This window comes from Sporosarcina sp. FSL W8-0480, assembly GCF_037963765.1.
Classification (GTDB): Bacteria; Bacillota; Bacilli; order Bacillales_A; family Planococcaceae; genus Sporosarcina.
The window spans coordinates 2,214,053-2,234,444 of sequence record NZ_CP150166.1 but is presented as its reverse complement, the minus strand read 5'-3'; the positions used below and the strand labels follow the sequence as shown (position 1 = coordinate 2,234,444).

19 protein-coding genes and 1 tRNA gene are annotated in these 20,392 nt (G+C 37.5%); 15 read left to right on the top strand and 5 right to left on the bottom strand.

The features are described 5' to 3' along the window. Positions 1-4: 4 nt before the first annotated feature. From NSQ43_RS11610 to NSQ43_RS11600, 3 genes are all read left to right on the top strand, one after another. The gene (locus NSQ43_RS11610) at positions 5-484 is read left to right on the top strand and encodes a DUF1641 domain-containing protein (RefSeq protein ID WP_339250361.1); all 480 of its coding nucleotides are present in this window, start codon (positions 5-7) and stop codon (positions 482-484) included. A gap of 258 nt (positions 485-742) precedes the next feature. After that, positions 743-1,381 carry a Yip1 family protein gene (locus NSQ43_RS11605; protein WP_339250360.1) on the top strand — a complete coding sequence of 213 codons (639 nt, stop codon included), beginning with the start codon at positions 743-745 and terminating at the stop codon, positions 1,379-1,381. A gap of 77 nt (positions 1,382-1,458) precedes the next feature. Further along, a complete protein-coding gene (locus NSQ43_RS11600) occupies positions 1,459-2,166 on the top strand; it encodes an MOSC domain-containing protein (protein WP_339250359.1) in 708 nt (235 codons plus the stop codon). Positions 2,167-2,199: 33 nt separating this feature from the next. Here NSQ43_RS11600 and NSQ43_RS11595 read toward each other — a convergent pair whose 3' ends face one another. After that, positions 2,200-2,373, bottom strand: coding sequence for a hypothetical protein (locus tag NSQ43_RS11595; RefSeq protein WP_339250357.1), 174 nt, complete (start codon positions 2,371-2,373; stop codon positions 2,200-2,202). Positions 2,374-2,396: 23 nt separating this feature from the next. Next, positions 2,397-3,254, bottom strand: coding sequence for an MBL fold metallo-hydrolase (locus NSQ43_RS11590; RefSeq protein WP_339250355.1), 858 nt, complete (start codon positions 3,252-3,254; stop codon positions 2,397-2,399). Positions 3,255-3,382: 128 nt separating this feature from the next. Between NSQ43_RS11590 and NSQ43_RS11585 the strand changes: the two genes are divergently transcribed. The 5 genes from NSQ43_RS11585 (at position 3,383) to NSQ43_RS11565 (ending at position 11,072) form a co-directional block, all read left to right on the top strand. Next, positions 3,383-3,455, top strand: a tRNA-Arg gene (locus tag NSQ43_RS11585). Between the two features lie 206 nt (positions 3,456-3,661). Further along, the gene (locus tag NSQ43_RS11580; protein WP_339250353.1) at positions 3,662-5,761 is read left to right on the top strand and encodes a LuxR C-terminal-related transcriptional regulator; all 2,100 of its coding nucleotides are present in this window, start codon (positions 3,662-3,664) and stop codon (positions 5,759-5,761) included. Between the two features lie 283 nt (positions 5,762-6,044). Next, on the top strand, positions 6,045-6,890 hold the full coding sequence (locus NSQ43_RS11575; protein ID WP_339250351.1) for an EAL domain-containing protein: 846 nt from the start codon (positions 6,045-6,047) through the stop codon (positions 6,888-6,890). A 24-nt stretch (positions 6,891-6,914) separates the two neighbouring features. Next, entirely contained in the window at positions 6,915-8,948 is a 2,034-nt protein-coding gene (locus tag NSQ43_RS11570; RefSeq protein WP_339250349.1) for a FapA family protein, read from the top strand. A gap of 114 nt (positions 8,949-9,062) precedes the next feature. Continuing rightward, a complete protein-coding gene (locus tag NSQ43_RS11565; protein ID WP_339250347.1) occupies positions 9,063-11,072 on the top strand; it encodes a PAS domain S-box protein in 2,010 nt (669 codons plus the stop codon). 55 nt (positions 11,073-11,127) lie between these two features. Here the strand turns inward: NSQ43_RS11565 and NSQ43_RS11560 are convergent, their stop codons facing one another. Then, positions 11,128-11,742, bottom strand: coding sequence for a hypothetical protein (locus NSQ43_RS11560; protein WP_339250345.1), 615 nt, complete (start codon positions 11,740-11,742; stop codon positions 11,128-11,130). Positions 11,743-11,897: 155 nt separating this feature from the next. On the opposite strand from NSQ43_RS11560, the gene NSQ43_RS11555 reads away from it, so the two are divergent. Further along, the gene (locus NSQ43_RS11555) at positions 11,898-12,425 is read left to right on the top strand and encodes a hypothetical protein (protein WP_339250343.1); all 528 of its coding nucleotides are present in this window, start codon (positions 11,898-11,900) and stop codon (positions 12,423-12,425) included. Between the two features lie 139 nt (positions 12,426-12,564). Here NSQ43_RS11555 and NSQ43_RS11550 read toward each other — a convergent pair whose 3' ends face one another. Next, a complete protein-coding gene (locus tag NSQ43_RS11550) occupies positions 12,565-13,299 on the bottom strand; it encodes a DUF5694 domain-containing protein (RefSeq protein ID WP_339250341.1) in 735 nt (244 codons plus the stop codon). Between the two features lie 228 nt (positions 13,300-13,527). On the opposite strand from NSQ43_RS11550, the gene NSQ43_RS11545 reads away from it, so the two are divergent. The 3 genes from NSQ43_RS11545 to NSQ43_RS11535 all read left to right on the top strand — a co-directional run bounded on the left by NSQ43_RS11545 (position 13,528) and on the right by NSQ43_RS11535 (position 15,502). Further along, positions 13,528-14,322, top strand: coding sequence for an alpha/beta hydrolase (locus NSQ43_RS11545; RefSeq protein ID WP_339250339.1), 795 nt, complete (start codon positions 13,528-13,530; stop codon positions 14,320-14,322). 132 nt (positions 14,323-14,454) lie between these two features. Next, positions 14,455-14,679 (top strand): hypothetical protein, encoded by a 225-nt coding sequence (locus NSQ43_RS11540; protein ID WP_339250337.1) that lies wholly within the window; start codon positions 14,455-14,457, stop codon positions 14,677-14,679. Between the two features lie 160 nt (positions 14,680-14,839). Beyond that, the gene (locus NSQ43_RS11535) at positions 14,840-15,502 is read left to right on the top strand and encodes a hypothetical protein (protein ID WP_339250335.1); all 663 of its coding nucleotides are present in this window, start codon (positions 14,840-14,842) and stop codon (positions 15,500-15,502) included. A gap of 66 nt (positions 15,503-15,568) precedes the next feature. Here the strand turns inward: NSQ43_RS11535 and NSQ43_RS11530 are convergent, their stop codons facing one another. After that, positions 15,569-16,120 (bottom strand): DUF420 domain-containing protein, encoded by a 552-nt coding sequence (locus tag NSQ43_RS11530; RefSeq protein WP_339250333.1) that lies wholly within the window; start codon positions 16,118-16,120, stop codon positions 15,569-15,571. A 528-nt stretch (positions 16,121-16,648) separates the two neighbouring features. Between NSQ43_RS11530 and NSQ43_RS11525 the strand changes: the two genes are divergently transcribed. The 3 genes from NSQ43_RS11525 to NSQ43_RS11515 all read left to right on the top strand — a co-directional run bounded on the left by NSQ43_RS11525 (position 16,649) and on the right by NSQ43_RS11515 (position 20,381). Next, positions 16,649-17,446, top strand: a complete 798-nt coding sequence (locus NSQ43_RS11525) for a helix-turn-helix domain-containing protein (protein WP_339250331.1) — start codon at positions 16,649-16,651, stop codon at positions 17,444-17,446. 84 nt (positions 17,447-17,530) lie between these two features. After that, a complete protein-coding gene (locus tag NSQ43_RS11520; RefSeq protein ID WP_339250330.1) occupies positions 17,531-19,123 on the top strand; it encodes a type I restriction-modification system subunit M in 1,593 nt (530 codons plus the stop codon). After that, positions 19,113-20,381 (top strand): restriction endonuclease subunit S, encoded by a 1,269-nt coding sequence (locus NSQ43_RS11515; protein WP_339250329.1) that lies wholly within the window; start codon positions 19,113-19,115, stop codon positions 20,379-20,381. Before NSQ43_RS11520 ends, NSQ43_RS11515 begins: the two co-directional genes overlap by 11 nt. Positions 20,382-20,392 lie beyond the last annotated feature (11 nt).

The window sequence follows — 20,392 nt, the reverse complement described above, 5'->3', positions numbered from 1 at the left end:
AAAAATGGCGGCACCGATTACATCCATTCAAAGAAAACAACTGACTCAGGAAGAACAGCAACAAGAAAAATTGAATGAACTTCAAACGTTAATTGCTGAACAGCAGCAATCATTGAATAAAATCCTTGAACTTACTGCGGAATTGGATAAAGCGGGAGTGCTTGATGCGATGAATGCAATGGTGAAGGCAAAAGATGATCTAATGGGAATCGCTGTGAGTCAAGTATCCCGTGAACCGATGACGAATTTAATAAATAATTTAATGAATACAGCGGGGATTTTAACATCGATAAATCCCGAAGTTACCGAGAGTTTAAAGAAAGCAATCGCGTCGGGGATCCAAGATGCTGAGTTATATAAAGGGAATGGAGATAAAGTATCCATTTTTCAAGTGATGACTGCACTAAATGATCCAAATATTAATCGTGCAGTAAAATATGGTCTGGATTTCCTGAAAGGGATGGGTAAGGGACTGGAAGATTAAGATGGAGCAATAGCGAGCGCTCGTTTATTCCGATATCCGCTCGTTTATTCGTAGAAGCGCTCGTTTATTCCGATATCCGCTCGTTTATTCGTAGAAGCGCTCGTTTATTCCGATATCCGCTCGTTTATTTGCAAAAGCGCTCGTTTATCCTAAAAACCGCTCATTTTACGCATACTCTCTTAAACTATTTGAAACTTTGTTAATATCTATTCGTAACTTAAATAGAGAAACGAAGTAAAAATAGAGAGTGGGGTTATCATGCTGAATATTGAAGAAGAAAAAAATGTAGAGCCGAAACTAAATCCATGGACTTCTGTTTGGCTTCATCCAAGGAAAACAGTACAATATGTCAGTGAATATAAGACCGATAAATTTATTTTCTTGATTGCCGCATTGGCTGGGTTGGTTCATTTTCTCGATTTAGCAATGAGCAATGATCTTGGGGATGCATTGAGTTTAGGTACAATCCTTTTAATCGCTCTGATTGCAGGTCCACTCTTAGGTATCATTGGTTTATACGTTGCATCCGGTTTGTACTATATGATTTCAAAGATGTTCGGTGGATCAGGAACATTTTCAGAGACCAAAACTGCCTATGCGGTTTCCGGAATAATTTTAGTGATCGGTGGACTTATTTGGATTCCGGATCTACTCATTTTGGGGCAAGGCAATTTTATGAGTGACTATGACTTTACATTTGGTCACTTTGGCTGGTTATTCATTTCAATGATCGGTAATTTGACAATTGGGGTATGGTCGTTAGTCGCTTTAATTGCTGCCATTTCCGAAGTTCATAGATTATCTATAGGGAAAGCTATATTAGTTATTTTATTACCTATAATCATTTTGGTTATTATCGTCATTTTTATTGTCGTTTTAACGTTACCTTTCTTTTAACCATGCTTGCATTGCTTATCATTGCAATGCAATTTTCTAATTATTTTCGAAATGAGGAAAGAGTGAGGGAGATATATTTGGATAGAATTATAAAAGAAATATTCGTAGGCAAACCAAAAACAGTCGGAGATAAAAATGCGAAAAATCCAATGGATAAGGAATGGGAAAGCGCAATTTTTAAAAAGCCAGTAACTGGACGAGTTTGGGTTGGAAAAAATGGATTGGATGGGGACGGTCAAGCAGACCTAAAAAATCACGGTGGTCCGGAAAAAGCTATATTCGCTTATCCAAGTGAACATTATGGATACTTTCATGCTGAATTCGATTTGACTGCTATGAAAGCAGGAGGAATGGGGGAGAACCTATCACTCGCCAACATGTTGGAAGACGAAGTTTGCATTGGAGATATTTATGAGATAGGCGAAGTCGTTATTCAAGTTTCGCAACCGAGACAACCTTGCTGGAAACCTGCGCGTAGATTTAAAAGAAAAGATCTTTCGTTACTCATTCAAGATTCAGGGAAGACCGGATGGTATTTCCGTGTTCTGAAAGAAGGATATGTATCAGCTGGACAGACGCCGAAATTAGTAGACCGGCCTGCACCTGAATGGACAATTGAAAATTGTAATCACGTGATGCATATTGATAGGGAAAATAAAGAAAGAGCGGCGGCGCTTGCAGCTTGTGAATGGCTGGCGACCAGTTGGAAAAACACTTTGAATAAGCGTTTGGAGGAAGGCGTATCATCAAATACGGGTAAACGATTATATGGAGCTAATGAATGAAAGGGCACCAGCGAAATTCCGCTGGACGCCCTTTCATAATGTAGGCTTATCTTCGTCGTTTTGTTTCTGCTTTGTTTTCTTATAGACATTCACTACTGCATTCCTGTATTCTCCAAGGGATGCAAATTCATGTGCAACTTCTTCATACATTTCATTTCTTTTTGCGATTTTTTGACGCTTCGTTATTTCCCTTTCGACATGATCCATATGAATTACCATCCTAACTTTAATTATTGTATCTGATCATTTACAAATTTCCCGTATTCTGGTACCGCGATGGATTTGAATTCAGATACCAATTTTTCCAAGCTGTCCTCCAACCACTGGCCTTCTGCAGGTACACCATGCCCAGTAATTGCGATTTTTGGATTTAGTGCTTTTAAAATATTTACGGATTGCTCTGAAGTTTCCCAGTCGGGAGTTAAGTACCGTGGAGGTCCGTTTATTTCTTTTTCCTGGGTAAAAACTTTATATAACTCATCTTGTTTTACTGTCACAAATGCATCGCCGACAATCATTGCATGGTCTTTATTCCTGAACATCGAAATATGACCTTCAGTGTGACCAGGTGTATGAATCCATTTCCAATCTGGCATAAAGGGGATGGTATGGTCATCCGAAAGTGCATGTGCTTTTGTCCCGATATTAATACCCTCATTCGGGAACATGAACGACATTTTGGCAACCATGCCACCTTCCACCGAAGTGTCGGGTTTCGGATAATTTTTTTGTCCGGTTAAATAAGGAAGTTCCAATGAGTGAGCATATACAGGGACATCCCAAACTTCCAACAGATCAATCAATGCACCGATATGGTCAAAATGGGCATGTGTCAAGATAATTGCCTTTGGTGGGTTTCCATTTCCAAAACGCTTTTCCGCTTCCTCTATAATCATCGTTGCAGACTTTGGCATACCCGCATCAATGAGGACCCAATCATTGCCAATACCAGCTTTACCGTAAAATACGACATTAACGATTTGAACTGTAAAGCAATATAAATCTGGGGCTACTTCTAGTCCTACACCGCTTGAAACGGATGTTAAGGGTTGAAATCTCTCTGTTGATGAACTTCTTTCCATATCCATTTTGAAATCCTCCTGTTTACATTAGTATTTAATATGGTTTCTTTCCTTATATCCATACCCGTTTATTTCAAACATTTTTATTGCCAATTAAAGCCTAATTCTCTATAATAGTAGGGTACATTAATTTTGTCTCAGTAGCTCAGGGGATAGAGCAACAGCCTCCTAAGCTGTAGGTCGCAGGTTCGATTCCTGCCTGGGACGTATTGGTCAATAAAAAGTCGGGGATAGAATTATTCTATTCGCGACTTTTTATTTTCGGATTTTATAAAAGGATTTTCTTGTTCGTTGACGAATACCGAACAATAAGTCTATATTTAATAAGATACTATTTAAATATATCCCAATTTATAAATGTTATTTCGATAAAATGTTTTGCGGAAGATAAGATTGTTCATGGGAGGGATTCTATGGATATGCAGTCACAGTATAAATTGTTTCTGCAAAACCTACAAAATACGTTTTCCGAATTGACAGGGTTAACAATCATGGTAGTTGATAGATATGGAGAATTGCAGACAGATGTTTCCTGGGAACATGAATTGGCCAAAAAACAATTTGAAAAATATATTCTTCCAAAGGACCTCGTCAATTTTATAAAAAAGTTTGAAAACGTTAAAGACACATTACTCTTGGATGCAGCATATGGAATTAAAATTATCTTTACTCCTGTTAAAACTAAAGAAAATCGGTCAATCCATTTCGTTATTGCTGGATATATTGACCAATCCAAAACGGATGAAATGATTGCTGATACGATTCGTGTAATGCCTTGGGAAGAAAGTCCGAAGGCATATGTAGAATTAAGGGAAAAAATTGATCAAATCAAAACGATGACAGAAGCAATCGCAATTTATACTAAAATGTTGGATGAAAATAAGACTCGTAAAGCCTTTTCGAATCATATTTCAACAAAAATAAACACCATTAATAATGGAACCGCATCGATTCAATCAGTATTAGGCACAGGAATGTTTTTCGAAGAAATAGATTTTATGGGGTTAGCGATTAAAACAGCAAAAAACAGGTTTACGATTGAAACAATTATTGGTGATTATAATCCGCTAATTATAGGATATGAATTCGAAATCGGTGAAGGGTTAATGGGGTATGCTGCTGCGACAGAAGAAAATCTTTTTATAGAGAATATGTCCAGCGACGCAAGAAATCGTATTTTTGCCAAAAACAAAATGAATGTATATAGCTTATTCTGTTTTCCTTTATTCGATCAGAATGAAGTGATTGGTCTACTATTTGGTGGAAGCACACAGGAAGTAATAACGAATAATGATTTTTTATACGATAAATTTGCAGTTTGTGCATCACTTATGAATAATTTTTTACTGAAAACAAGGTTGGAAGTTAAGAATAATGACTTGCAAGTTGAAACTCAATTATTTGAGGACATCCTGAAGGTCCTGCATTCCGCAAAGGATATTAAAAAGTCTTTGTATCTTTTAATTGACCTAAGTATGAACTTCACAGACTTCGAATTTTCTTCTTTTGTATATAAAACCAACTCAAATCCCAATCAAATTGAAATATTGTCAAGGGGAATGTCCGATGGAGAAATCAGGGACTATTCTCATAAACTTGCAAAGGATTTAATGGAAACTGATTTCCTGACACAAGCAGATGAATGGAGAATGAAAAAGACATCATGGGGCGTTAATGTTATGGAATTTCCAATCATAATTGATAATTCCATACAAGGTTTTCTATCAATCGGTTATAAATCAGACGATAGCATTTCAAAATACAATAGAATTCGATGGAATTTGGCAAGGGCAGCACGAGTCGTGTTTTTAAATAACCTTTATCAAAATTCAAGTGGCGGAAATAGTACCGAGCTATTCGTTAAATGGGTTGAAGAGATTTTACTGCACTTTAGACCTGCACAATATCATCGTGCTCAACAAATAAAAATTACAACTGCCAAACTATTCATGGAGAGTGAAATGGAAGTATCGCCGGATATCGATAAGATAGCTATACTCTCCGTTTGTGGGCGTGATCTTGTAACAAATGTTTTGAAAGATAAAGAACTGATTGAGCAAATGACAGAGTTCTATAATGTGTTGGACAAGAAAAGTTCTGGAAATCACCTTATTGAAACGGTTGCTGCCGTTTGGACATACTATACGAATGATGAATCAATCGAGGCTGTTAGAGATTTAGGGCTTATTCATTCTGAAATAAAGACAACATTTAGCTCGTTCATTAAACGTCAAAAGCATAATGATCAAACGATTGAAATGACTGAAAGGCATACTGATAACTCTTCAGTACCTATCAACCTTGGATTATCTAAAAGGGAAGAGGAAGTTTTAGCTGAAATGATGAAGGGGCTAAGCAATAAGGAAATAGGGAGTACTTTATTCATCAGTGAGCATACAGTGAAAAATCATGTTACAAATATTTTAAGTAAATTAGAAGTTACCGACCGATCACAAGCAATTGCTAAAGTGTATCAAATGGGATTTGACGGAAATAATACAACATTTATTTGATATCAAAAGTCAGGAGGTATTTATTACCTCTTGACTTTTTTGTTTAAAGTAACTAATTGTTTTAAGTTTAATGGTAACTGTGTAGGAAAATAGATTCAAACGAAATGTTTTGATAAATTAGAACTGAAATGAGGATATAGTCTCAATTAGTACTGCGTTCCTATGCCTTATGACCCCTATAGGAGAATAATAGGAACTACGTGTGATTGTCGAAATTTGTATGATACCTGATAATAATAGTAAGAAAAGTATTGTGAAATTCAAAAAGGGATGAGTGTGTATTATGAATGAAAATATTTCTGAAAAAACACACTGGCATTTAATTGATAAAACAAAGAGAAATTCAAAATTATACACTGATCTACCAAAGGCAATCGAGAGGGAAGAATTACGACTGCATTACCAGCCTAAGGTAGACCTCGTAACTGGAAAGGTAATTGGAGTAGAAGCCCTTGTTCGGTGGGAACACCCAAAACTCGGTCTAATATATCCTAATGATATCATTCCGGTTGCTGAGGAGCTTGGTGAAATAACTTCGATTGGTAATTGGGTAATTCATCAAGCCTGCCTACAAAATAAAAAATGGCAGGATAATGGATATTCTCCAATGATAATGTCAGTAAATCTCTCGATGCAGCAATTTACTAGTGATGATTTAGTCGCTACTGTGAAGAAGGTCTTAAATGATACCCTTCTTCCTGCGCATTATTTAGAGCTTGAAATTACTGAAAGTATGACGGCGAACGTTCCAGCGACGATTCATACACTCAAACGTTTAAAATCACTTGGGATAAAAATAAGTGTCGATGATTTTGGAACTGGATATAGCAATTTAGCCCATCTTAAGAATTTTCCTGTGGATGTATTAAAGATTGATCAATCATTCATTAAAGACCTGATTCAAAACCCAATTGACCAGGCTATTGTTAAAACTATTATTCACCTTGCGTCTGATCTGAATTTAGAGGTGGTTGCTGAAGGCATTGAGACTTCTGACCATTATCTGTTCCTTAAAGAGCATAAATGCCTAATTGGACAAGGATATTTATTCAGCAAACCTGTGGAGAGTCATACATTTATTGAAAGAGTTCACTATATCGAATCTGGGGAGTATAGGAATCTAAAATGAATTGTGTTAAAGGGGTGTAGAGACATGCATTTTGTAATTACAAAAGGGAATAGCGTTGATGAAGCTATACAATCGGGACTCGCTAAATTAGATAGCACTAAAAACAATGTACATATAGAAGTTATACAACATAGGAAAAATAAATTGTTTTTTTCTGAAAAGGCGGTTGTCAGATTGACAATGAAAGAAGAGAAGAGGGATTCAAACAATCCCGGTATTTTCAATGACCTTTTAAATTTGCAGGAGTTTCCACCTGACTTGAACGAAGAAGCTATTGATCCAAAAGAAGGTAGGGCTTGGATTAAGGACGGTAAAATCCACTGTAAAACGATTGAGGGGAAACAGACCAAGTTTACAATTCCTCATCATTTCACATTGCTTATTAATGGGAAAAAGGCTATGAATAGGACCGTTGTATTATCTGAAGACGATGACTACGTACTTGAACCGGAAGTCAGCGTACAAGAAACACAGTGGAAAGCATCATTGTCCACTGATCTGTTGGAAGCAAGGTTAACTGTGAAACCGGGATGTCGGTTGACATATAAAGTTATGGATTCTGATCCGGCATACCATCTTGTTCCTACTGTTGTTGAGATAAAGGAATATCAAAACACTCTAAAAGTCTCGGATATTGTTCAGGAAATGGGAGTATTAGGTGTCAATTTCGGATTGAACCATGATGAAATGGTAAAGGCGACAGAAACAATCGAAGCCCAACCTGAAATTTTTGTAATTGCAAGTGGAATCCCAGCAAAGAACGGGGAAAATGGATGGTTGGAAATACTCGTCAAAACAAAGATTGAAAAAGTCATTAAAGAAAATGAGGATGGCCGAGTGGACTTTAGGGAGATCAAATCGATTCCAGTCGTAGAACAAGGCGACGTACTTGCGATTATCCATCCCCCTACACCTGGCGAGGTTGGCTGTTCAGTTCGAAACGAGCCGATTCCATCTGATCAAACATATCCGATTGTAACTCATTTAGGTAATGGGGCTGTAATAGACGGGGATAAAATTATTGCAACGAAATGTGGAAGACCGTTTATTGAACAAACGGGGCAGCTTGTTAGGGCTGCAATCATACGGAAGTTAACCCATCACGGAAACGTCGATTTATCAACGGGCAATATAAGGTTTAAAGGTGATGTGGAAGTGGTTGGTGAATTGACAGACAATATGGTTGTCGAGGCTTTTGGTGATATTGTTATCCATAAAGCCATCAATAATGCTACCATCACAACGACTGGAAATATTATTACGCATAGCAACTGTAATGGATCTACAATAACTGCAGCTGAAAATGATTTTTTAGAAGAGGATCTTATTAACCAAGTCACCAATATTATTTCAACAACTGAACAAGTAGTGGCAATGCTTTCCATCATAATGAATTCGTCGGAATACAAAAACAGTCTTCACGGCAATAATATACAAGCCATTACTCATTCGTTGATTCAAAGTAAATTTAAAGATTTCCCGAATCAGATTCAGGAATTTAGTACTTCTATTAATAAACGAAAAGATACTTTATTGAATGGGGAATGGATACAGATTTGCAATCAATTAGACCGTTGTTTTCAATCATTGATTGTCGTTCCAGATTATCTTGAATGCATTGAAGGATTACTGAATGACATGAAAAGCAGTATGGAAGAAAGTTTACAGAGCAATTCTTCAGAGTCATTTATTAAAATCCCGAAAGCGATGAATTGTACTATTTACTGCAATGGTGATGTTTTTGTAATGGACAAAGGCTGTATCAATACATCAATTCAGTCCCGTGGTCATGTGCAGATAAACAACATTTTCAGAGGCGGCAAAATAGTGGCTGAAAAGGATATTAGTGTTGGGGTAGCCGGATCAATTCACTCCTCAATAACTTTTCTTTCGGTCCCAGAAGGTCAAACTATCCGAATTCGAAGAGCGATGGAAGGTGTCGTGTTGAAAATTGGTAAGTTCTCCTATCAATTTACCGAAACTGCTTTTAATGTGAAAGCGTATATGGATAAAAATGGTGAGTTGGTTGTTGAGTTCCATAAAGGATTATTTAAATGAAATAGTTTAAAACTATATAGTTTTGTAAACGAAGCTGAAAACCATCCTGGTTTTTAGCTTTTTAATACGGGTAAAAAGTATATTCAGAGATAGCGTTAGGGGAGAAGGATGGTAGTGGAAAATAGTTTAAATAACATTCCAAGCAATGTATATACGTCTTTAATCGTTAATAATCAGAATCCAATATTTATTTTAGATCACTTGGGAAATATAGTTTCAGCTAATTTGGCAATTAGCGAGGTTTTTGGCTACTTGGCTTCCGAATTGATAGGTAAAAACTATAGGGAAGTCTTGGCGTCTTCAATGAATTTTGAAAGTGATTGTAAAGTGTTGGTTGGTGAACATTATTCTTTCAAATTAACATCAAGTGATAAATCGGGTCGAACGATTCATTTGGAAGTTAAGACGATTCCTATTCAAGAGAATGGGAATTTAGTCAATGTGTTAATGATCACTAAAGATGTGACTGAACTTGTGGAAACAAAAGCTGCGTTGCAAGAAACTTCAGAAAAGCTGCGTTCACTTTACTCTTCATTGGCTGATGCAATCGATATTGTTGACTTGGATGGAAATGTACTACAAGTGAACCGAGCATTCGAAGAAATGTATGGGTGGAAAGCTGAAGAAATCTTAGGTAAACCTATGCCGACCATACCTCTTGAACGAATTGAAATGGTAAAGGAAGAACGTAAACTCTCGATAATAACAAATCAATATATAAAAGGATTGGAAGTGGAATGCTTAAAGAAAGATGGATCAATGATTATGGTCAGTATAACGGTATCCCCCCTCCACGATGAAAAGGGAAATGTCATCGCTTTCTCAGGTATTTCTCGTGATATTACTGAAAGAAAACGAATGGAAGCGGATTTAATCGAAAGTCGGAATAAATACAAGAAATTACTGGATGCATCACCAGAACCAAGCTATGTCATAAGTGATGGGATAATTCACTATATCAATAGAGCAGCTGTTAAGTTGTTCGGTTTTCAACATCATAGTGAGTTAGTAAATAGACATGTATTGAGGTTAATCCCAAAAGATTCGATTGGATTCATGGCTAATATCATTCAACGGTCCGCACTGGCTTTACCTATTCCGGAAGAAACAATTGAACAAAAAATGGTACGTCAGGATGGATCCTCTTTCATAACGGAATCGACCTTTTTAGGGATTGAATATGAACATAAGCCGGCGATACATGTCATATTTAGGGACATAACGGAGAAAAAAGAAATTGAGGAAGCCTTAAAAAATAGTGAAGAGAAGTACCGATTAATCACGGAACATATGACCGATTTGGTAACAGTCGTGGATGATAAAGGTATTATAACGTATGCATCGCCATCATCCTATCCAGTATTAGGATTTACACCACTATTTTATGAGGGGAAACCTGTTCGTAATAAAATACATCCAGATGACTTTCCACTTCTTCAAAAGCAGGCAAGAGATCTATTCAACTTGAAGCAGAATTGCGATATGGAATTTCGATACAAGCATCGCACGAAGGATTGGATTTGGGTGGAATCGAAAGGAACGTACTTTGAAGAAAAAGGAAAAGGTTATCTTTTATTCGTCTCACGTGAAATTGAAGAAAGAAGAAGTCTGCGGGAAAAGTTGAAATCAATGGCTTTTCATGACGAGTTGACCGGCTTGTCAAACCGTAGACTATTTCAGGAGAAAATGAGCGAGGCATTGGAACAGGCTAAACTTAACAATTCTAAAGTTGCCTTGCTCTATTTGGATATCGATAAATTTAAATGGGTGAATGATCATTTAGGGCATTCCGTTGGTGATGTGCTGCTTAAACAGTTTGCAAATCGTGTTAGCGAAACTCTTCAAAAAGACGACATCTTTGCCCGTCAAGGCGGGGATGAATTTCTTGTCCTTTTACCTAATATTGAAAGCGATAAAAGTGCAATCGCGACGGCAGAGCGTATATTGAATTGTTTAAGAGAAAACTGGGAAATTGGCAAACATGAATTCAAGACGACATCCAGTATTGGGATTGCTGTTTTTCCGAGAGACGGAGAAAGTGCAGGCGAGTTAATAGCCAATGCGGATACAGCTTTGTATAAGGCAAAAGAAAATGGTCGGAATAATTATAGGATGTATAAGTAACAGAAACAGGGACACAATTCATATATGAAGGGTGTCCTTTTTTTGTCATTCTTCCTCAGTCCGATCTTGCATCCGTCCAGACGACCTTGTATAGTAAGGCGATGTCATAATTTTCAAGTCCTTCAGGCAACCCGCCGTCATCCGAAGGAGTGACACTGCGGTGCAAGGTGCCTTTCGACCCGACCCAAGCTGCAAGATACGTAGGTTCGTCTTTAAGGAGAGTGGAATCTGTTCCTATAAGACTTCCGAATGAGCGGCCTAAGTTTGCAACTTCAATGGGGTATATGGTCGACGTGCTGCCTGAAGGGTAACTGAGTAGGATTTTTATTTGTTTTTCATCAAATTCCGCAACATTAAATGCGATTAACTCCTCTTTGAACTGCTTGTTAAACATTGAAGATGTCAACAGCAATTCCTCTTTCAATTTTCCATTAAAGTACACTTCGACGGAATACTTAAGATCTTCATCTTCAGCGATTTCCCCATTTACTGTAAAGAATTGCGGAATGTCTGCTCCTGCCTTCGTAAACAATACCCCTTCATGTTCGCTCAATTTATACGGCTTAATGCTCAATGTTTCAACGGATGAATCTTTCGGTGATAGGTAAGAGCAACCCGTCAAAAGAAAAATCAGCATGAATGCAATTGAATACTTTTTTATATGTTTCATACAACATACAACTCTCCCTTTAATAATTTTCTTAATTGTTATACGCATTTGAAAGCAAAAAGTTTCGAAGTACTTCAATTGTTTACCAATCGGAAACAATAATGCTTTCGTTAAAAGAATAATCTTGTGAATACTTAATTGGAGTGGGATTTTTAGTGAGACATTTATTCTTTTTAATCTCGATTGCTTTAATTTGGCTTGTCCTATTGGAAGAAGGTGATGCAAATAGTGACACGTTTGGAGAAATTTTCATCAAGGGTGGTTATAAAGAAATTTCCAAGGCGGTGAAAGAAAGTGAAGATCATTTCAATAGTACTATTGCTCTTCCAACACAGTTGCCTCCAATCCCTTTCACTCATAGTATGGGAAGATTTAGTAACCTAAAAGGACATGAAAATGATCATCTTGAATTATTTTTTATTAACGAAGATTTACCTCAAAATCATTATTTAATTTGGATTCGACCTATTGAATTTGGATTGAAAATTAGAGACGAGCAAATCGATCAAAGAATTAAACTAAAAGATGGGCACCAGTCGATTTACTCCACCACTATATTTTCAGGGTTTAATCTTTTGGTTTTCGAAAAAGATGGGTGGCAATATATCCTGTCAATTGATAAAAGAGTTTCTGACATAGTGACAAGGGCCGTATTGGTGAATATCGCCAATTCCATAGCATAATTGCACCTTCCGTTTCAATTTCAGCAATATAACAGGTTTTCATAAAACAGCTCTATTTGAATTTCCATTCCAACACCAGAAAAATAAAAAAACGCCAAAAGCCAATCGCATCCAGTTGGTGGAAGCGATTGTTTTTTGATCACTTTAAATAAGACTGTACCGGTACACATTCAAAGAGCCCGCTTTCCTTCGCGAAATTCTCAATAATCTTGACATGCGAACCGCCGACGATGAAAAGGATGCGTTCGTCTGGCGAAACAGCTAAATCCGATAGGTTTGAAAATAGAATGAGATTTCGTTGATACCACCAGATCAGCCAGTCCATACCGACATATTGTTCGGCTTCTTTGATGCGTGCCATATTTACATAGCTGCGATGAGTTTGTCCGATTATTTCCGATTGATTATGATATAGGAGAAGCTCTTTGACACTCTTTCCAGATGTTGTATTATCAAGTTGATAGAACGGTTCGAATATTTCTTCGTACAATGCGGGTTGATGTTCTTTTGTCCATTCTGCAACTTCACCGATCCCTCTTTGGCGAGCTCCTTGTTCCATCCAATCGACAGCGTAAACATCCTGATGCCCCAATTCTTTTGCCAGTCTGTATCCAATTTGATCGATTTCGTCCTCTTGCAACTGATAGTCGCCCTTTAAGTAGCGCGTGTATTCCTCATTGATGAGACCATTTTTCTTCTTCTCAACTTCCAACGCAATTTTCGTAGGTTCGAATTTTTTTAAATAGCCGAGTACCTCTTCAATCTCTTTCTGTCTTTGTATTGAAAGCATACTATCCTTTTCTACTTCAATCATATCCGAAGTGCTGCCCATGTGGAATGTTCCCAAGATCATAATTTTTGGCTTGCTTTGCATCCAAATTTCCCCCTTTTGTATGCTTGATTCCTTGCATATTGTCCCCTTTTCCTTGCTTATTGTCAATCAATTCCAAAATTAACAATCAATTAGAAGGAAAATTAGCATCTTCTTTAGGGCCCATTTTAATATTGAACTAATACAACAGTATTGTTCAATAAAGAGGAGTAAAGGTTCTTCTTGTTGAAATTAGAGAGGTGATGTGTAGTTTTGAAAGGGGTTTTTATATTGACAGAAGTTTTTCATATACCATATGGAGATCACCCGTCCCAATTCGGTGTATTGCGTATGCCAGATCTTCCCGGACCCAGTCCAGTAGTTGTTACAATTCATGGTGGTTTTTGGCAATCAAAATACGGACTTGAAGAAAATACACCACTTGATGAAGATTTGACTCGTCGTGGTTATGCTACTTGGAATATTGAATACCGTCGGGTCGGAGAAGATGGTGGAGGTTGGTCAGGAACATTGAGAGATGTTATAGATGCTGTAAATCATCTTATTCAACTTCAGGAACGCTTTCAGCTCGACCTCTCTCGGGTGGTTATACTTGGGCATTCAGCAGGGGGGCATTTGGCACTTTGGTTGGCATCGCGGTATAACAAAAAAACAGACGGAATCGGTAATACTCTTCTTATTCCTATACGGAGTGTAATAAGTTTGGCAGGGGTTTTGGATTTGAAGAAAATGTGGGAAATTCATGAGGAAAGAGGGATGTCTAGTCCAGTAGCTTCATTTATTGGCGGCTCACCCCAAGAAGTACCTGAACGTTATAGGTTAGCTTCACCGATAGAATTGTTGCCGTTGAATGTTGAACAAATATTAATTCATGGTGAATTAGACCGCCATGTTCCAGTTGATTTGAGTATTGAGTATCATTGCAAGGCTATTGAACAGGGCGATAAAGTTCGTTTAGTGGTACTTCCAGAAGTAGAACATTTTATGGTTATTGATCCGTCATCCTCGGCATGGGAGTCGGTGATCGATTCACTAGAAACTTTAAAAGTAAGTTCATGTTCTTAAACTAAGGCGGCTTTACTTGAAGATTATTGGGCTTCATAGCCGTCTCTTTTTTCTTATTCAACTAACTTGGCAGGTTAGCTAAATTAGGGTATAGCATAAATCACTAAAAATACTTTTTGAAAGAGGGCTGTAATGAACCACTACCAAATTGTAAAAGAAGTAATTAATGAATGGGACCCGAAGCACCTTTTACGTTACACATCTGAAGATGAATATGAACCAGAAATAAGACTAATTGTATCTTCATTACCAACTGCATCTGTTGAAAAATTAGCTGTAGTGATACATCAGGTCTTTGAAGAAATGTTTTCGAGAAGTGGAGCACCTTCGATTAATAATTGTATCCAAGTGCATTAAAAATCGGGAACAAAATCTATAATAATAAATTCCCAAATTTAAAAAATCCAAATTAATTAAAGGTATATTATTTAATGAACGAGTGCTTTAGTTCAATAAGGACAGTATAAAAGTGGCTTTAGACGTGTTTTTTTGATCAGCAATTTAGGAGGAATAGTGGATGGAGTGGCCTCAATGGTTGCAGGGTGGTCCTTTTCTTGAAGTGAGCTTCTTGCTTGGACTTAAAAAGGAAAAAGCTGAAACAATACAAGAAATAACAGAAAAATTCTCGAATATGAAAAGCAAAATTGAAATTGTTGATATAAATATTAGTGAAATCACTGACTTCTTTGACAGGGGTTATCCTTATGATGAAAATAATACGTCGTCCTTACGCCTACACTCATTGAGATTAAGATTATATGTATACATGTCCAGGAAACGAAAGGCAACTTTGCAAATAGAAGTGGTATCTTCAAATGCACTACTGGTCAATTTTTGGTTTTATGGGGATGAACTTGATGAATCTGAATGGGGGCAAATTGGTATAAAGCGAGAAGAATACGACGAGTTTGTAGGTTTTCTAAAAGAATTGTACTCCGTATATAAATTTAAAATTGGCGGCATTGCAATCGAGGAAAATGTTCTTGGGTTATTTAGGATCAGTGAAATATATCCAAACGAACTCTATCGATATGAGAAGATACATCCTGAAAATTTGCTTGAACAGCTTTCTCCTTTCACCCATATTATTTGGAATGAAAAATACAAGAAATTGGATCATATAACTGATATTTACTCAAGGCTTGATAATGATGGAATCCTAATTGAAAACCGATTGTGATCACCGAACTCATGTAAGCGTAAATAAAGGCTGTCCCGTATGTTAACAGGGGACAGCCTTTAAACTTTAATAATATGGAGAAATTAAAATATAAACAAGAACGCCTGTAAAACTTACATACAACCATAATGGCATTGTCCATCGAACGATTTGACGATGGCGGTCGTATTCCCGATTCCAAGCTCTCGCCACGCTTGTCAATGCAAGGGGAACGATTGCTGCCGCTAAAATAATATGGGTGATTAATACAAAGTAATAAATTCCTTTTATTAGCCCTTCTCCACCGAATGGTGTAGAGACAGCTAAATAATGATAGGCCACGTATGTGACTAAAAACAATGCTGTCGTGCAGAATGCAGCATAGATGAATTTCCGGTGCGCATTTATATTCTTTTTCTTAATAGCTATCAACGCGGCTACCAAGAAAATGAAAGTGAAGCTATTGAAAATAGCATTCATCATTGGCAGGATAGTAACATCAAATGCATCAAAATCTTCCGCAGTTCTTTTACCGGATAATAAACCGATCACGCCTATTAAGATTACTGAAAGAATAATAATGGCGGGTTTATAGTTGCGTTTTTTGAATGGCTTGTTCGATTCAATGGAGTGATTCATAAAAATCTTCCTTTCTACTTCTTGTTACCCTCCATAGTGTACCATAATTTCCATTCCAAACAGCCAACTTCACAATTATGACCAAATTCACCTAACCGCCAAAGTACTTGCCTAATTTTGGGTAATCCAAAAGTAGATTGACGAACTTATTATCTGTAGTTGTCGTGATCACGGTAAATTCTTAATTTGGTAATTGAATGTGAAATCATCGGTTCGTATTGCATTAACACGTCTTCAAATTTCAGCAAATAATAACCTTTCCGTTCGTGCACGAAGCTTTGTTTTTCCCGGGTGAGCTCATCGTATAGCAGCCTGTAATTGTTCACATTCTTGAAAAATAAATTATGAGTGTCGAAACTTGTCGATAATACTCGAAAACACCCTTAATTGAACGATAAAGCAAGATTTATGCCTTGTTTCGTCGAATTTCACCAATTTGGTCAAAATGAGCATTTAGACCTGTTTTTCAATGTTGAGTATCCTTTTTGGCTTCTCCCATCTATGTAGTGTGTAAAGGGGGAAGTATAAATGACTTACTATTTGAGAGAATACGCACGCTTCGCAACAATTGAAGAAATGGACACAGCGGCTGAACAGCATTTGATGAAACATTGGGATGACCTGACAAAGTCGGATCGACAAGTTCTTGAAGTGATTCGTCGGTATTCGGTAAAGTTCGGTGCAGCACATTTGAAACATGGAACTATCGAGGAGATTATTGGCAAGTCGAACGCGACTGTAAGACGGGCAATCCACAAGCTTGTAAGCTTAGGCATCATCGAGAAAGTCCACTACATCCGCCCGATAATGAGCGGACTCGGCGCCAACATCTACATCATTTTGCCATTCAATGAACAGGGGAAAATGAACGACCGTGACCATGATGACAAACCGCATGAGGACGAGGAAAACGAGCAACTTTCAGGGGACCAAGCTCTTCTTTCTAAATCTCTATTAAAATCTAAAGATCTTAACTACACGTCTCAGCAAGAACCGTCAAAGTTATCCACAAGTCTATTTAGTCGGATGAAAGATTTGTTGGCTGGAACAATTGGTGATAGCAAATTAGCCCGTGAGTTCTTCGGAATTCACAGGGCCATATCAGGACGGATGATGAAATATGAAATTTACCAAGAAGATGGACATGTATTCGAGGACCTTGCTTATCGTGCTTTGATGATCACTGTGATGGCTACGAAGAAGAAGGAAATTCGCAATTTGCCGGGGTATTTCAAAGGGGTACTGGATAAATTGATCGATGAAACGTATTTCAAGAACATTTTCATGCTATTTGATACACCTGTGGAAGGGTTTACCTGTCCTTAAGGCGTATAAAGAGGGAAGAGGTATTAATTCCTGAAAAACTCATGTATAGTTTTATATAGATAGTATAAAAGTGAGGTAAGAACAATGTCCGAGTTAAATTCAAAATTATTCAGTGCTGCGGATAATCTTCGCAGTAAAATGGATGCGTCCGAATACAAAAACTACTTGTTGGGATTGATATTCTACAAGTATTTATCCGACAAGCTATTGGTGAAAGTAGTTGAAATAGCTGACGAAGCAGCAGATGAATACAATACACAATCTAAGCAAACCAGCCTGTATAGGGGGTTACTTGCAGACGATGACGTCAAAAGTGATCTTATAGAAACGTTAGTCGATACATTGGGCTATCATATTGAACCAACATATCTATTCAATGTACTGACAGATCAAGCAAAACAAAACATATTCCAGCTGAACGACTTGAATAAAGCATTCATCGATTTATCTACCGGCTACGACCAATTCAGTGGCTTATTCGATGACGTCGATTTGAAGTCGAAAAAATTAGGGGCAGACGACCAGCAACGAAACATTACAATATCAGAAGTGTTGAAGAAGCTGAATGATATCGATGTGATGGGGCATAACGGCGATGTCATCGGGGATGCGTATGAATTCTTGATCGGACAATTTGCGTCCGAAGCCGGGAAGAAGGCAGGGGAGTTCTATACACCTCATGAAGTTTCCGATATGATGGCACGTATTGCGGCGATTGGACAAGAAGATCGAAAACTGTTCAGCGTCTATGACCCAACAATGGGATCAGGCTCATTGATGTTGAATATCCGAAACTATATTAACCACCCTGATAGTGTCAAATATCATGGGCAAGAGCTGAATACAACAACATATAATCTTGCGAAGATGAACCTGATTTTGCACGGTGTTGCGAAAGAAGACATGCGTCTCCGCAATGGCGATACATTGAATAAAGACTGGCCAACAGATGAGCCCTATACATTCGACTCTGTCCTCATGAACCCGCCATATTCAGCAAAATGGTCATCAGACGATACATTTTTAGATGATTCAAGGTTTAATCGTTATGGAAGATTGGCACCGAAATCAAAAGCGGACTTTGCATTCCTATTGCATGGTTTCTACCATTTGAAAGATTCCGGAACAATGGCAATCGTCTTGCCACACGGTGTACTATTCCGTGGAGCCGCTGAGGGCGTTATCCGTAAAAAGTTACTGGAAGATGGTAGCATTGACGCAGTAATTGGAATGCCTGCAAACCTGTTCTTCGGAACATCGATTCCAACAACGGTAATTATCTTGAAGAAAAACCGCACAACCCGTGATGTCTTATTCATAGATGCAAGCAATGAATTTGTCAAAGGGAAGAATCAAAACGAACTGTCCGAAGAACATATCGCGAAGATTGTCGAAACGTATAGAAACAGAAAAAATGTCGAGAAATACGCCCATGTCGCGACTTTCGAAGAAATAAAAGAAAATGACTTTAATTTGAATATCCCTCGTTACGTGGATACGTTTGAAGAAGAAGAACCTGTTGATATGGCGGCAATCGGATCATCAATCAAAGACATTCGTAAAGAAAAAGCTGAATTGGAATTAAGTTTATACGACATGATTTCATCGATGCAATTTGACGAAATGGACGAAGAGTGGATTAAGGGCGCATTAGAGGTGTTTAATCGTGGGAAATAAGAGTGTACCGGAAATTCGTTTTACCGGATTCACTGGAGATTGGGAACAGCGTAAGTTAGGGGAACTATTAGATGGTGGTATTATCGTAGAACAAAGTGATGGTAATCACGGGGAGTTATATCCGAAAAGCTCAGAGTTCTCTTTGGAAGGAATTCCCTATATATCTGCTAGTGATATCCACGATTCGCGAATAGACTTTTCTAAAACCAAATACTTACCTTTGAATAGAGCAGAAAAGTTCAGAAAAGGTGTAGCGAAAGATGGGGATATTCTTTTAGCTCATAATGCTACAGTGGGGCCTACATTACAATTGGAAACTAAGTATCCTTTTGTAATTTTAAGTACGACTTTAACTTTATATAGAATTAATAATAAACTTATGAATCCAAAGTTTTTCTTATATGCATTAAAGTCCGGTAATATTCAAACTCAGTTGCAAAAAATGATGAAACAAACAACCCGTAATCAAGTGCCTATTTTGGCCCAACGAACAATGACTATAAAATTCCCTAATTTGATTGGTGAACAACAGCAAATAGGTTGCTTCTTTAAAAAACTAGACAACACCATCACCCTTCATCAGCAAGAATTAGCTACCCTTAAACAAACAAAACAAGGATTCTTGCAAAAAATGTTCCCAAAAGAAGGGGACTCCGTGCCGGAAGTTCGTTTTCCGGGATATACAGGGGTGTGGGAGCGGCTAATGTTAGGAGAAATATCGGAAAAAGTAACCGAGAAGAATAAAAATGATATTTATTCCGAAACACTAACGAATTCAGCCGAGTTTGGAATCATCAACCAACGTGAATTTTTTGACAAGGATATTTCAAACGAAAAGAATCTAAATAGTTATTACGTCGTTCATCCAGATGATTTTGTTTATAATCCAAGGATATCAAACTTTGCACCGGTTGGTCCTATTAAAAGAAATAACTTAGGGAGGACAGGTGTAATGTCGCCTCTTTACTATGTATTCCGAACGCATAATGTTGACAAAACATTTTTAGAACAATTCTTCTTCAGCAATAGTTGGCATAAATTCATGAAATTAAATGGCGATTCTGGAGCACGGTCAGACAGGTTTGCTATTAAAGATACTTTGTTTCGTGAAATGCCTATTCCAATACCTTCACTTGAAGAGCAAACAAAAATCGGTTATTTCTTCAAAAAACTTGATGACTTGATTGAACTTCGCCAACGTGAATTAGATGCCTTAATTGAAACGAAAAAAGCATTCCTACAAAAGATGTTCGTATAAGCAATAGAAGG

Excerpts from the sequence above, each read along its gene's own strand:
- NSQ43_RS11610 (WP_339250361.1), top strand. The coding sequence starts at position 5 with ATGGCGGCACCGATTACATCCATTCAAAGAAAACAACTGACTCAGGAA.
- NSQ43_RS11605 (WP_339250360.1), top strand. The coding sequence starts at position 743 with ATGCTGAATATTGAAGAAGAAAAAAATGTAGAGCCGAAACTAAATCCA.
- NSQ43_RS11595 (WP_339250357.1), bottom strand. The coding sequence starts at position 2,373 with ATGGATCATGTCGAAAGGGAAATAACGAAGCGTCAAAAAATCGCAAAA.
- NSQ43_RS11590 (WP_339250355.1), bottom strand. The coding sequence starts at position 3,254 with ATGGATATGGAAAGAAGTTCATCAACAGAGAGATTTCAACCCTTAACA.
- NSQ43_RS11580 (WP_339250353.1), top strand. The coding sequence starts at position 3,662 with ATGGATATGCAGTCACAGTATAAATTGTTTCTGCAAAACCTACAAAAT.
- NSQ43_RS11575 (WP_339250351.1), top strand. The coding sequence starts at position 6,045 with ATGAATGAAAATATTTCTGAAAAAACACACTGGCATTTAATTGATAAA.
- NSQ43_RS11570 (WP_339250349.1), top strand. The coding sequence starts at position 6,915 with ATGCATTTTGTAATTACAAAAGGGAATAGCGTTGATGAAGCTATACAA.
- NSQ43_RS11560 (WP_339250345.1), bottom strand. The coding sequence starts at position 11,742 with ATGAAACATATAAAAAAGTATTCAATTGCATTCATGCTGATTTTTCTT.
- NSQ43_RS11550 (WP_339250341.1), bottom strand. The coding sequence starts at position 13,299 with ATGCAAAGCAAGCCAAAAATTATGATCTTGGGAACATTCCACATGGGC.
- NSQ43_RS11540 (WP_339250337.1), top strand. The coding sequence starts at position 14,455 with ATGAACCACTACCAAATTGTAAAAGAAGTAATTAATGAATGGGACCCG.
- NSQ43_RS11535 (WP_339250335.1), top strand. The coding sequence starts at position 14,840 with ATGGAGTGGCCTCAATGGTTGCAGGGTGGTCCTTTTCTTGAAGTGAGC.
- NSQ43_RS11530 (WP_339250333.1), bottom strand. The coding sequence starts at position 16,120 with ATGAATCACTCCATTGAATCGAACAAGCCATTCAAAAAACGCAACTAT.
- NSQ43_RS11525 (WP_339250331.1), top strand. The coding sequence starts at position 16,649 with ATGACTTACTATTTGAGAGAATACGCACGCTTCGCAACAATTGAAGAA.
- NSQ43_RS11520 (WP_339250330.1), top strand. The coding sequence starts at position 17,531 with ATGTCCGAGTTAAATTCAAAATTATTCAGTGCTGCGGATAATCTTCGC.